Here is a 12224-nt window from a genome sequence, read left to right on the forward strand (position 1 = left end):
GCAGAGGCGTGCCGGCTTCCCCCTTCTTGTCCGTCACGCCGCGTGGTCCAACGGTATGCCGCGCGTGGACTGACGGGTCAACAAGGATGGAAGCAACAAAACACCATCAAATAGATGCGAGCGCCGGCTGTGGGACATTTGCCGTGACGTCATGCAACCAAAGTCTGATGGCTCAGGCGATCTTGCCGGTGTCGCGACCGGCGCCGATCAGCACCAGGGTGGCGACCAGGAACAGATACATCCACGCATCGCGCCATTCGACCGGGAAATAGCCGGCCCACAGCGATTCGGCCATGCCGAAGGCGGCCGCGCCGAGGGCCGCCCGTGGCGGCGACAGATAGCCGCCGACCGCCGTCACGAACAGGATCTTCAACCCGTAGACGAGGCCCGAGCCGAAGCTGACATTGCCGTAATAGAGTCCGGCCATGACGCCGGCCAGCGCGGCGCAGAAACCGCCGAACAGCACCGCATGCCGGAACACCGCGCGCACGTCGACGCCGCACATCGCCGCCGCCTTGGGATCGTCGGAGACGGCGCGCCAGAGCCGGCCGAAGCTCGAACGGGCAAACGCCCAGCTGGCCAGCGCGATTGCCGCCAGCGCCACCGCGCAATCGATGAGCTGGATGAGCGTGAGCGTTGCCTTGAAGGTCGCGCCCTGCGCGAAAACGATGGGTTGCGCCAGCATCGGCGGCAGCCACAGGTCATGGGTGTCGGCGGCGATGCGGCTTGCCTCCGACAACAGCAGCAATATGCCCAGCGTCGTCACCACGATGGCGTTGGGTGTACGGTCGGCCAACGGTTCGAAGACGCTGCGCGACAGGACGTGGCTGATCAGCGCGGCATAGAGGAAAGCCGTGACGACGCCGAGCGCCACCGCCGCAAGCAGCGTCAGCCATAGCACCTGATAGCCGAAGGCCGCGGTGAGGATCATCGTCTGGCCGCAAAAGGCGAACAGCGCGCCATAGGCGAGGTTGGTGCGGTGGAGGATGCCGTTGGTCAGCACATAGCCGAAGGCGAGCAGCGCATAGAGCGCGCCCGAATGCAGCCCGTTCAGGACCTGCTGGAAGAAGTAGAGCATGCGAAACCCTCGGAGCATGTCGCCCAAAAATGCAAAGCAGTTTTGGGGCAACGACATGCTCAAGACAAAGGCTGCGGAGTCCGCGCCTGGTGGAGAAACTGCATCGCTGAATCTAACTTGTCAAATGCGATTTATAGGTTAGATTTATGGCATGACGGTATCCTGGACCCCGCACCGCTTCACCGGCGGCCTGCTTGCGCTCGACACGGCGAACACCGTCGTGCTCCGCGGCGATCCGGAGCGGACCTTCGACCGTTTCGATGATCCGTCCGAGATTGCCCGCTTCGCCGATGCCGCGAGCCGCTTTCGCGCCGCCGAGCTTGGCGACAGGCCGCTGGCTGCACCGTCACCGGAGACAATCGCACCCGTCGTGCTGTCGATCCGCGAGGCGACGGACCGGCTATTTCGCGGCGCGGTGTCGAAGGGCGCGGTTGTCACCACCGATCTGCCGGGGTTCCTGAGAGCCTGCGCCGAGGGTCTGGCCGGCAGCCGGACCGAGATCGGTGCGCCGGGAAGGCCGTTCGGCGACCCGGTGACGCCGATCGCCTTCGAGGCGGCGCTGGCGGTGTCCGCGCTGTCGCTGCTGCGCGACGACACCGTCGCAAGGCTCAGGATCTGTCCCAACTGCACCTGGCTGTTCGTCGACAGAAGCCGCAATTCCAGCCGCCTTTGGTGCGACATGGCGGTGTGCGGCAACAGGCAGAAGGCAAGTCGTCACTATCGCCGCCGCCGCATGGCGGAAAATGAGGTCAAGAATGCTTAGAGGTCTTTCCCCTTCGATCGTTGTCGGCGCGGCACTCTTTGCCGTCGTGGCGCTCGGCGCCTGTCGTGATACCGGCAACGCCGAAGGCAAGCTGTTCGAGATTTCCGGCAAGATATTCGTCTTCAACTACCGCCTCGCCAGGGCGACCTATGTGGTGACGCTGCGGCCGCTGCAGCCGATGGGAGAGCGCCAGGTCGCGGTCGCCAGTTTCCAGGATCCCGCTGGCGGCGCGCCTCTGGTGGTCGAGCAGAAGGTGTGGCCGAAGCTCGACAAGGTGACGCTGGAGAGCCCGGCGCTGACCTGCGTCGTCAAGAACAAGCCCTATGCGATTGCCATCAGCATCAAGGGCGCCGACGGCGCGGTTCTGCAGAAGATCGACACTACGCTGATGTCGACGGAGGACCAGTCGGTGCTGCCCGACCGGCCATTGGTCATCGACCAGCTCTATACCGCCAATCCCGATCTCGTAGGCCATCCCGACGGCAAGCTGCCGGGCGAACCGAAGCCGGATTGCTCGAAGGGCAGCTGACGCATCGCTGCCAGCCCTGGCTGCGGCTGAAATTTTCGTCCGCTGGACAATGCCCGCCGATCGCTTTCGTACCCGATTTCGAGATGGTCACGGACTGTTCGTTGCGCGTTGCCTGGTAACTACGATTTTGTTTGACCTGCCTTGCAAGGGGAGAAAGGATACGTCATCCGACCCCGACGTTGGCTGCCTGCCCCCGCGTGGCCTCCGCAGAGGAAATTCCCGATGACGCTGCACGACGTCGCGCTCGACGACAAGTTCGACCTTGCAAAGGAGCGCATCTTCCTGTCCGGCGCGCAGGCGGTCATCCGCATGCTTCTGATGCAGCGCGAGCGAGACCGCCGCGCCGGCTTGAATACGGCCGGTTTCGTCTCCGGCTATCGCGGTTCGCCGCTCGGCGGCCTCGACATGCAGCTTTGGAAGGCGAAGAAACAGCTCGCGCAGGCCGACATCGTCTTCCAGCCCGGCCTCAACGAGGAGCTTGCCGCCACCGCTTGCTGGGGATCCCAACAGACGGAACTGCTGGGCGAGGGCACCCATGACGGCGTCTTTTCGGTCTGGTACGGCAAGGGGCCGGGCGTCGATCGCTCCGGCGATGTGTTCCGCCATGCCAATCTCGCCGGCTCGTCCAGACATGGCGGCGTGCTCGCCCTGATGGGCGACGACCACATGGCCGAATCCTCGACCAACGCGCATGCCACCGAATTCCTGTTCGTCGACACCATGGTGCCGATCCTCAATCCGGCCGGTGTCCAGGAGATCATCGACTACGGGCTCTACGGCTTTGCCATGTCGCGCTTTGCCGGTACCTGGGCGGCCATCAAATGCGTCAAGGACAACATCGAATCGACGGCCTCGGTCGATGCCTCGCTCGAGCGGCTGAACATCGTCGTGCCGGATTTCGACATGCCGCCCGGCGGTCTCAACATTCGCCACGAGATCGACATGCTAGGCCAGGAGGAGCGGCTGCATGAGCACAAGCGCGCCGCGGCCTCCGCCTTCATCCATGCCAACGGGCTGAACCGGATCGTCTATTCGGGCGGCCGCAACCCGAAGATCGGCATCATCACGCTGGGCAAGAGCTATCTCGATGTCCGCCAGGCGCTGGAGGATATCGGCATCGACGAGGCGGCCGCCAACCGCATCGGCGTGCGGCTGTTCAAGGTTGGTTGCCCCTGGCCGCTCGACCTGCATCACATCGCCGACTTCGCCCGCGGCCTCGACACCATCGTCGTCGTCGAGGAGAAGCGCTCGCTGATCGAGGTGCAGCTGCGCGAGAGCCTTTACGGCACCGCCACGCAACCGGTCATTATCGGCAAGAAGGACGAGCGCGGCGACTGGCTGTTCCCGGCCAAGGGCGCGCTCGATCCCAACGAGATCGCCATCGCGCTTGGCGAGAGGATCGTCAGGACCATCGGCCCATCTGAAGAGATCTTGGCGCGGGTGGCAAAATTGCGCCAGTTCCAGGCAATGCTCGCCGACGCCACCGACATCGGCTCGCGTACGCCCTTCTTCTGTTCCGGTTGCCCGCACAATTCTTCGACCAAGGTGCCGGACGGCTCGATCGCCGCGGCGGGCATCGGTTGCCATTTCATGGCGCTGTGGATGGATCGCAACACCGTCGGTTTCACGGCCATGGGCGGCGAGGGCGCGCAATGGGTCGGCCAGGCGCCGTTCTCCAAACGCGACCACATCTTCCAGAATCTCGGCGACGGCACCTACAACCATTCCGGCACGCTGGCGATCCGCTTCGCGCTGTCGACCGACGCCAACATCACCTACAAGATTCTCTACAACGACGCCGTCGCCATGACCGGCGGCCAGCCGCATGAAGGCGACCTGACCGTCGACATGATTGCCAGGCAGGTGCGCGCCGAGGGCGTCGATCGCATCGCCATCGTCACCGACGAGCCCGATAAATATGCCGGCAAAGCTGAATTCCCGGCCGGCGCCAGCATTCATCACCGCGACGATCTCGATCTCGTCCAGCGCGAGCTGCGCGATGTCAAAGGCGTTTCCGTGCTGCTCTACGACCAGACCTGCGCCGCCGAAAAACGCCGCCGCCGCAAGCGCGGCACATTCCCCGATCCCGACAAACGGGTCTTCATCAACGAGCTGGTCTGCGAAGGCTGCGGCGATTGCGGCGTGCAATCGAACTGCGTCTCGATCCAGCCGGTTGAAACCGAATTCGGCCGCAAGCGCAAGATCGACCAGTCGAGCTGCAACAAGGATTTCTCCTGCGTCAACGGCTTCTGCCCGTCCTTCGTCACCGTGCACGGCGCCAAGATCCGCAAGGCCGAAGGTCTGGCCGGCAAGGCTGATCCGCTCGACGGCGTGCCCGTGCCGGCCGAGTTCCCGCTTGGCGAACAGGGTTGGGCGGCGATCATCGACGGCGTCGGTGGCACCGGCGTCGTCACCGTTGGTGCGGTGCTTGGCATGGCGGCGCATCTTGAGGACAAGGGCTGCGGCATGATCGACATGGCCGGCCTCGCCCAGAAGGGCGGTTCGGTGTTCACCCATGTCCGCATCGCCCGCACCCCGGACGACATCCATGCCATCCGCGTTTCGGCCGGCAAGGCCGATCTCGTGCTTGGCTGCGATCTCGTCGTGTCGGGCGCCAAGAAGGTGCTGACCGCGGTGCGCGAGGGGCACACCATCTTCGTCGCCAACACCGCCGAGATCATGCCTGGCGAATTCGCCCGTTCGGCGGATTTCTCGTTGCCGATAGAGCGGCTGAAGAAGGCGATCCGTGCGGCCGCGGGCGACGACAAGGCGCATTTCTTCGACGCCACCCGCACCGCCACGGCACTTTTCGGCAATTCGCTCGGCGCCAACATGTTCATGCTCGGCTTTGCCTTCCAGCATGGCGGCCTGCCGCTGTCGGCCGAGGCGGTCGAGAAGGCGATCGAGCTCAATGGCGAAGCCGTGGCGATGAACGTCGCCGCCTTCCGCTGGGGCCGTCGCGCTGCCCATCAGCCGGATTTCGTACGCGGCCTCGTCGCCCAGCCGGGCCCAACCGTCGCTGGAAAGACCGGCCAAGCTGCCGATGTCGCCGAGACGCTGGACGACATCATCGCCCGCCGTGTCGCATTCCTGACCGCCTATCAGAATGCCGCCTATGGCAGGCGTTATGCCGAGAAACTGGCCGTCTTGCGTGCGGCCGAAGCGAAGGCCGTGCCCGGTTCCAGCGCGGTGTCGGAAGCTGCCGCCAGAAATCTGTTCAAGCTGATGGCGATCAAGGACGAGTACGAGGTGGCGCGTCTTTACACGGACGGTTCTTTCGCCGCCGAACTCGGAAAACAGTTCCAGAGCTACGAAAAGCTCGAATTCCACCTCGCGCCGCCGATCATGGGCCGCCGCGGCAATGACGGCAGCCCTAGGAAATCGAGTTTCGGCCCCTGGATGATGAAGGGTTTCCGCCTGCTGGCGGCGATGAAGGGTCTGCGCGGCACAGCCTTCGACCTGTTCGGCTACACCGCCGAGCGGCGCATGGAGCGGCGGCTGCTGGCGCAGTACGAGGCGGATCTGGAGCTCATCTCCCGATCGCTGGCCCCGCCCAGGATCGATGCGGCGCTTGCGCTGGCCTCGGTGCCGGCTCTCATTCGCGGCTACGGCCACGTCCGGCAGGCCAGTGCCGAAAAGGCAGCCGGCGAACGTTCCCGGTTGCTCCAGCGCCTCGCAAACGCACCGGCGGGGCCGGCACTTCAGGCCGCCGAGTGAAGGCCTTGTTTACCTGAAGCTTGATTTCCCGGTCTGTCCTGCTTTTGCGCTCCTTCAGCAACCCAGCCAAAACACTGTTCTAAGCCTTTCTTAAGGCGGATGTGGGATGACGAGGCTTAGCGTTGGGCCGACGATATGGGCAGAACAAAGACCGAAAACATCCCGGCGGATGTTTATATCCAGTTTGTGCGGTCGTTGTTCGACAACGCCCACATGCTGGTGATTGGCGGCGTGTGCTACTGGATCCTCGGATTCATGATCTACTTGCGCACGAACAATCCGTTGTTCCTGGCTTTCTCTTTTGTCCTGCTGTCCATCTGCCTTTTCCGCTATTTCGGCATTCGCAGCTTCCGGAAGGCGGGCGGTGTGATAGCCGACGTCCAGGAGGCGCAGCGGTGGGAGCGCAACTACATCCTCAAGGGCAGCCTGCAGGGCCTCGGGTTGGGCGCGCTGTGCTTCATATCGATCTATGTTTATCCCGATCCCTTTGCCGAACTGGCCGCGACGTCGCTGGCCATCGCAACCTTGGTGACGGTTGTTGGCCGGAACTACGGATCTCCGCTCATGGTGCGGATTTTTTCCGTGACCTTCATTGGTCCTGCAGCACTTGCACTCTTGCTGCGCATGGATGCCCCTTCGGTTATTCTCGGGCTGATGATCATTCCGTTGACTTTCGTCACGATCAACAGCGCCGACCACGTCCGCGACGTGCTTTTCTCGGCGGTCATCGGCCACAAGGAAGCGAGGAAGCTCGCGCTCAGGTTCGATCGCGCGCTCAACACCATGTCGCACGGCCTCGTCATGCTCGGCCCGGACGGCCGGGTGGCGGTGGCCAATGCCGAAGCCGCGCATCTGATGTCGCTCAAGTCCGGGGATGCGTTGCTCGGGCGGTCGATCCATGGTCTGTTGATGCGCGGTGTCGCCGGCGGCATGCTGGCGCCCAAGGATTGCCGCTATATCGAGGCGCAACTGACGCGCGCCCTGCGCGAGGGCCGCGACCGCAAGGTGCTGGTTTCCCTCGCCAACGGCCAGCACTATGAATTCTCGGCTCGCGAAGGCAGCCAGGAGCTGGGCGTCATCACCTTCGAGGATGTCACCGCCCGTGTCGAGGCGGAAGACAAGATCCGCTTCATGGCACGCTACGACAACCTCACCGGCCTGCCCAACCGCGCCTATTTCCACGAACTGATCGGCGAGGCCATGGTATCAGGCGATCGCGATCGTCTCTGTGGCCTGGCGGTGCTCGACCTTGACGATTTCAAAAGCGTCAACGACACGCTTGGCCATCCGATCGGCGACGGATTGATCTACGCCGTTGCCGAGCGGCTTGCCGCCATTGCCGGGCAAGGCATCACGGTCAGCCGTTTCGGCGGCGACGAGTTCATGATCTTCTTCGACCGCGTCGAGGATGAGAGCCATCTGACCAGCCAGCTCGACGAGATCTTCGCCGGGCTGCAAGGGGAAGTCGACGTCGCCGGTCACGGGCTGCGCATCCAGGCCAGCGGCGGCGCGGTGCTGTCGCGGGTCAAGGATACCGACGTCGATGCCATGATCGTCAAGGCGGACCTTGCGCTCTACAAAGCCAAGGAACTCGGCAAGAACGGCTGGCGGCTGTTCGAAGCCGCGATGGATGCCGCCTTCCGTAACCGCCAGCTGATGAAGGCGGATCTGCGCAGCGCCGTGGAAAGCCACGGTTTGCGGGTGGTCTATCAGCCGATCGTGGCGATGAGCACCATGCGCATCGCCAGCTGCGAGGCGCTGTGCCGGTGGGACCATCCCGATCTCGGGCCGGTCTCTCCCAGCATCTTCATTCCGCTGGCCGAGGAAATGGGCATCATTTCCGAGATCAGCACCTTCGTGCTGCAGGCAGCCTGCACCGAATGCGCCAAATGGCCGGACCAGACCAGCGTCTCGGTCAATCTCTCGGCCAAGGATTTCCGCAATCGCGACGTCATCCAGAAGGTTCGCGATGCGTTGGCCGCCTCCGGCCTCACAGCCAGCCGGCTCGAGATCGAGGTCACCGAAACGGCGCTGCTCGACGACAAGTCGCTGACGCGTCAGTATATCGAGGAGCTGAAGCAGATTGGTGTGCGCATCGCGCTCGACGATTTCGGCACCGGCTATTCGAGCCTGAGCTACCTGCACAAATTGCCGCTCGACAAGATCAAGATCGACCGCTCGTTCCTGATCGACGTCACTCAGAACCCCCGCTCGCTCGAACTGCTCAAGGGCATAGTCAACCTGTCGCGGCCGCTGGGGCTTGCCGTAACTGTCGAAGGCGTCGAGACCTTCGAACAGCTCAAAATCCTGGCCCTGCAGGTCAAACCCGATCTCGTGCAAGGCTTCCTGTTCGGCGCCGCGCTCAGTGCGTCGGGTATCGAAACGATGTCAAATGTCACTTGGCCATTCGCCGCTGACCTGCGTCTCGCCGGCAAACGGACAGCCATTTAGTGCTGTGATTTCAAAGCTCGCTTGATTCCTGGCGTGCTTCGATTCAAGTACTGCCCTGATCTCGAACTCATGCGAATTACTCCGGATATCTGTTCCGCCGCGATTTGCTTTTGCGCAATGCTGCTAAAAGTGGTCTTTCCCAGAGTCAGCTTTCGAATGGATTGAACGCTGGCGCGGGCGCCAAGATGATCCTCAACCCAAGTTAGCCTAGCTCAAGCACCTGTTTGTCGACGGAGGTGCGATGTCTCGGAGGCCGTGACCCACATCCTTCTCCGGGCGGCGCATTGCTCACCAATGTCTACTTGGCGCTCACCTGTTAAGGTTAACAGAAAGTAAATTAACAACATCTAAATTTCTGCTTGTGTCTCATTTTGACTCGAATAGCTTATCCGTAGGCGGAATTTCGAGGACAGATAATGGATGCTGCAAGGGCTGCAAGGAATGCGTCTGGTGCGGTCAGCGCAGCAGGGGATTCGGTGCTGAACCGATCGATCATGCAACTGCTGGAGCATGTCGATTATCGCCTCATTACCGGAGGCGAGGATTTGGAGGCGATTTACCGACTTCGCTATAAATCCTATCTGCGCTCAGGCATGTGCGGCCCAATCGCCAGCGGGATGTTCGAGGATCGCTGGGACAATCTGCCCAATTCCTACCGGTTCGGTGTCTATTGCTATGGCGAATTGGTCAGCACGATCCGCTTTCATTACATTTCCAGTGAGCACCCGCATTCGCCGTCCGTCGAAGCCTATCCGGAAATACTGATCGAGCGACTTGCCCGCGGAGAAACCTTCATCGACGGAACCCGCTTCGCAACCGATCCCGACGGCGCGCCGGCGCCCGGAGTGCTGCCTTTCCTGACACTCAGGCTTGCCATGGTCGCCTCGCGCTACTTTGGCCAGAACTCGGTGCTTACACCGGTCAAGATCGAGCATTCCAATTTTTATTCCCGTTACTTCAATGCCGTGCAGAGGACCGAAGGAAAAGTATTTCCGGGCGTTCTTACCCCGATAGCACTGTTCGAAATCCCCGCCGGCGAGAATATGCGTCGGACGCTCGAACGGTTCCCATTCTTTAGATCGACGCCGATGGAACAGCGGCTGATGTTTGCCAATCCGGCCATCAACCGACTGACCCCCTTGTCCATCGTGCCGACAGCGAAATATTATCGCGACGCCGCCTGAGGTCACCGCTTTTTGCAGAGCGTACGGAGCTTTTCGCTTGGATGCGCGTTCCGAGGACGGCGACGCGTTGACGTTCCGCGTCTTCATTTCGACGGATCTGCCAAAAGGAACTCGACATGACCATTTCCACGCTTGCGCTCACCCCGCTCATCTCGCTGATTGCCGGCGTGCTGATCCTCGTGATGCCAAGGCTGTTGAACTATATCGTCGCGCTCTATCTGATCGTCGTCGGGCTGCTCGGGCTTTTCCCGCATCTTGCCGGCTGAGAGCGCCGGTTGAGGCAACGCAAGCGTTCGCCTCGACCGCTTTCGGAGCATCTTTCCGCATCAGACACCCGGATCCGGGGGCGGCTTCGGCGCGCGTCGGCAGCCGGCTTCAATTTTCCTTTGAGGCAGTTGTCGGCTGCGATGCGGCAATAGCGCCATTGCTCTCGGCCCGGCTTTTCGCTATGTGCCTGAATGATGTCTTCGAAGGGGTATTCCTATGGCTGATCACTCGCCGACCGGTCCTGTCGAACTGGGCGCGAAGATGGACTATGCTGAGCATGACCGCACCTATGCGGGCTTCCTCATGCTGGCCAAATACGGTTCGCTTTTCTGCGGAGCCCTGCTTCTGGCGATGGCTTTTGGTTTCTTCGCGGGCGGCTTCTTCTCGGCGACCATCCTGTTCGTGCTGATTCTGGCCGTCGGCGCCTTTATCCTCCGATAGATTTTTCCGACACCTTGTCCATGGCGCCGCCGCGAGGCCGGCCGGCGTCTTGCGGGAAACAGCTTCCGGCCGAAAGGATCATGCGGTGGGACAGACGGTTTTCATCCCTCGTGAACTCGATGCCAACGAGCCGCGCGTCGCGGCCTCGCCTGACACGGTGAAACGGCTGGCGGCGCTGGGCTTCGATGTCGTTGTCGAGGCCGGTGCCGGTCTGAATTCGCGCATCGTCGATGCCGACTATGCGAGCGCCGGTGCCACGATCGGCAAGGCTTCAGATGTCGCCAAGGCCGATGTCGTACTGAAGGTGCGTCGGCCCGGTGATGCCGAACTGAAGAGCTACAAGCCCGGTACGGCGGTCATCGCCATCATGGATCCCTACGGCAACGATGCCGCCGTGGCAGCCCTTGCCAAGGCCGGCGTCACCGCCTTTTCGATGGAATTCATGCCGCGCATCACCCGGGCGCAGTCGATGGACGTGCTGTCTTCGCAGGCCAATCTTGCCGGCTACCAGGCGGTGATCGACGGCGCTTCGGAATATGATCGCGCACTGCCGATGATGATGACGGCGGCGGGCACGGTGCCGGCGGCAAAGGTCTTCATCATGGGCGTCGGTGTCGCCGGCCTGCAGGCGATCGCCACCGCGCGCCGGCTTGGTGCGGTCGTCACCGCCACCGACGTTCGCCCCGCCGCCAAGGAACAGGTTGCGTCGCTCGGTGCAAAGTTCCTCGCGGTCGAGGACGAGGAATTCAAGGCTGCGGAAACGGCCGGCGGCTACGCCAAGGAAATGTCGAAGGAATACCAGGCCAAGCAAGCGGCACTCACCGCCGAGCATATCGCCAAGCAGGATATCGTCATCACCACGGCGCTGATCCCCGGCCGGCCGGCGCCGAAGCTGGTGTCGGCGGCCATGGTCGCTTCGATGAAGCCGGGCTCGGTGCTCGTCGACCTCGCCGTCGAACGTGGCGGCAATGTCGAGGGTGCGGAAGCCGGCAAGGTCGTCACCACAGCCAACAACGTCAAGATCGTCGGCCATCTCAATGTGCCGGGCCGCATCGCCGCGTCAGCATCGCTGCTTTACGCCAGGAACCTGTTTGCCTTCCTCGAAACGCTGGTCGACAAGAAGACCAAGACGCTTGCCATCAATCGCGACGACGATCTGGTCAAGGCGACGATGCTGACCGATGGTGGCAAGGTGGTTCATCCGGCCTTCGCCAAGGCCGACCAGCAGCCTTATGTCGAGCCGGCCGCGATCCCGGCCACCACCATGGTCGCTGACGCTTCGGCCAAACCGGCTGCGTCTAAGAAAGCCGCGGCCAAGAAGGCGGCCGTGCCAAAGTCGCCCTCGTCGAAGCCGAAAGGAATCGCGTGATGGACCAGACCCTGCAAAAAGCCCTCGACCAGCTCGACCAGGCCTCCGCCGCTGTTCGGCTGGCGGTGCACAATATGGCGACCGCGCCCGGTGGCGCCGATGCGGCGGGTGACGCCGCGCATGCGCTTTCCGGTGGCGCCATCGACCCCTTCGTCTTCCGCTTCGCCATTTTCATCCTGGCGATCTTCGTCGGCTATTATGTCGTCTGGTCGGTGACGCCGGCACTGCACACGCCGCTGATGGCCGTCACCAACGCCATCTCCTCGGTCATCGTCGTCGGCGCGCTGCTTGCCGTCGGCATAGCGGCTTCCGGCATCGCCGCCGGCTTCGGCTTCGTCGCGCTGATGCTGGTCTCGGTCAACATCTTCGGCGGCTTTCTCGTCACCCAGCGCATGCTGGCCATGTACAAGAAGAAGGACAAGTAG

10 protein-coding genes are annotated in these 12224 nt (G+C 62.6%); 9 read left to right on the forward strand and 1 reads right to left on the reverse strand.

The features are described 5' to 3' along the window. Positions 1 to 172 precede the first annotated feature (172 nt). Positions 173 to 1078 (reverse strand): branched-chain amino acid ABC transporter permease, encoded by a 906-nt coding sequence (locus tag ASD99_RS02165; protein ID WP_056589616.1) that lies wholly within the window; start codon positions 1076 to 1078, stop codon positions 173 to 175. 151 nt (positions 1079 to 1229) lie between these two features. Between ASD99_RS02165 and ASD99_RS02170 the strand changes: the two genes are divergently transcribed. The 9 genes from ASD99_RS02170 (at position 1230) to ASD99_RS02205 (ending at position 12224) form a co-directional block, all read left to right on the forward strand. Then, positions 1230 to 1841 carry a CGNR zinc finger domain-containing protein gene (locus ASD99_RS02170; RefSeq protein WP_056589618.1) on the forward strand — a complete coding sequence of 204 codons (612 nt, stop codon included), beginning with the start codon at positions 1230 to 1232 and terminating at the stop codon, positions 1839 to 1841. After that, positions 1834 to 2370, forward strand: a complete 537-nt coding sequence (locus ASD99_RS02175; RefSeq protein ID WP_082583119.1) for a hypothetical protein — start codon at positions 1834 to 1836, stop codon at positions 2368 to 2370. The genes ASD99_RS02170 and ASD99_RS02175 overlap by 8 nt, the downstream gene beginning before the upstream one ends. 222 nt (positions 2371 to 2592) lie before the next feature. Continuing rightward, on the forward strand, positions 2593 to 6087 hold the full coding sequence (locus tag ASD99_RS02180; RefSeq protein ID WP_057142562.1) for an indolepyruvate ferredoxin oxidoreductase family protein: 3495 nt from the start codon (positions 2593 to 2595) through the stop codon (positions 6085 to 6087). 135 nt (positions 6088 to 6222) lie between these two features. Next, positions 6223 to 8538, forward strand: a complete 2316-nt coding sequence (locus tag ASD99_RS02185) for a putative bifunctional diguanylate cyclase/phosphodiesterase (protein WP_057142563.1) — start codon at positions 6223 to 6225, stop codon at positions 8536 to 8538. A gap of 476 nt (positions 8539 to 9014) precedes the next feature. Next, the gene (locus tag ASD99_RS02190) at positions 9015 to 9722 is read left to right on the forward strand and encodes an N-acyl amino acid synthase FeeM domain-containing protein (RefSeq protein WP_244482902.1); all 708 of its coding nucleotides are present in this window, start codon (positions 9015 to 9017) and stop codon (positions 9720 to 9722) included. Between the two features lie 116 nt (positions 9723 to 9838). Then, positions 9839 to 9988, forward strand: a complete 150-nt coding sequence (locus ASD99_RS31705; RefSeq protein ID WP_013528205.1) for a DUF3096 domain-containing protein — start codon at positions 9839 to 9841, stop codon at positions 9986 to 9988. Between the two features lie 217 nt (positions 9989 to 10205). Next, positions 10206 to 10430, forward strand: a complete 225-nt coding sequence (locus ASD99_RS02195) for an aa3-type cytochrome c oxidase subunit IV (protein ID WP_056589634.1) — start codon at positions 10206 to 10208, stop codon at positions 10428 to 10430. Positions 10431 to 10515: 85 nt separating this feature from the next. After that, positions 10516 to 11799: a Re/Si-specific NAD(P)(+) transhydrogenase subunit alpha gene (locus ASD99_RS02200; protein WP_057142564.1), complete on the forward strand. Its 1284-nt coding sequence runs from the start codon at positions 10516 to 10518 to the stop codon at positions 11797 to 11799. Further along, positions 11799 to 12224, forward strand: a complete 426-nt coding sequence (locus ASD99_RS02205; RefSeq protein WP_032901432.1) for a proton-translocating transhydrogenase family protein — start codon at positions 11799 to 11801, stop codon at positions 12222 to 12224. Before ASD99_RS02200 ends, ASD99_RS02205 begins: the two co-directional genes overlap by 1 nt.

Source organism: Mesorhizobium sp. Root695, from assembly GCF_001428185.1.
Lineage (GTDB): Bacteria > Pseudomonadota > Alphaproteobacteria > Rhizobiales > Rhizobiaceae > Mesorhizobium.

Coding starts and splice junctions, on each gene's coding strand:
- ASD99_RS02165 (WP_056589616.1), bottom strand. CDS start 1,078: ATGCTCTACTTCTTCCAGCAGGTCCTGAACGGGCTGCATTCGGGCGCG.
- ASD99_RS02205 (WP_032901432.1), top strand. CDS start 11,799: ATGGACCAGACCCTGCAAAAAGCCCTCGACCAGCTCGACCAGGCCTCC.
- ASD99_RS02175 (WP_082583119.1), top strand. CDS start 1,834: ATGCTTAGAGGTCTTTCCCCTTCGATCGTTGTCGGCGCGGCACTCTTT.
- ASD99_RS02170 (WP_056589618.1), top strand. CDS start 1,230: ATGACGGTATCCTGGACCCCGCACCGCTTCACCGGCGGCCTGCTTGCG.
- ASD99_RS31705 (WP_013528205.1), top strand. CDS start 9,839: ATGACCATTTCCACGCTTGCGCTCACCCCGCTCATCTCGCTGATTGCC.
- ASD99_RS02185 (WP_057142563.1), top strand. CDS start 6,223: ATGGGCAGAACAAAGACCGAAAACATCCCGGCGGATGTTTATATCCAG.
- ASD99_RS02180 (WP_057142562.1), top strand. CDS start 2,593: ATGACGCTGCACGACGTCGCGCTCGACGACAAGTTCGACCTTGCAAAG.
- ASD99_RS02195 (WP_056589634.1), top strand. CDS start 10,206: ATGGCTGATCACTCGCCGACCGGTCCTGTCGAACTGGGCGCGAAGATG.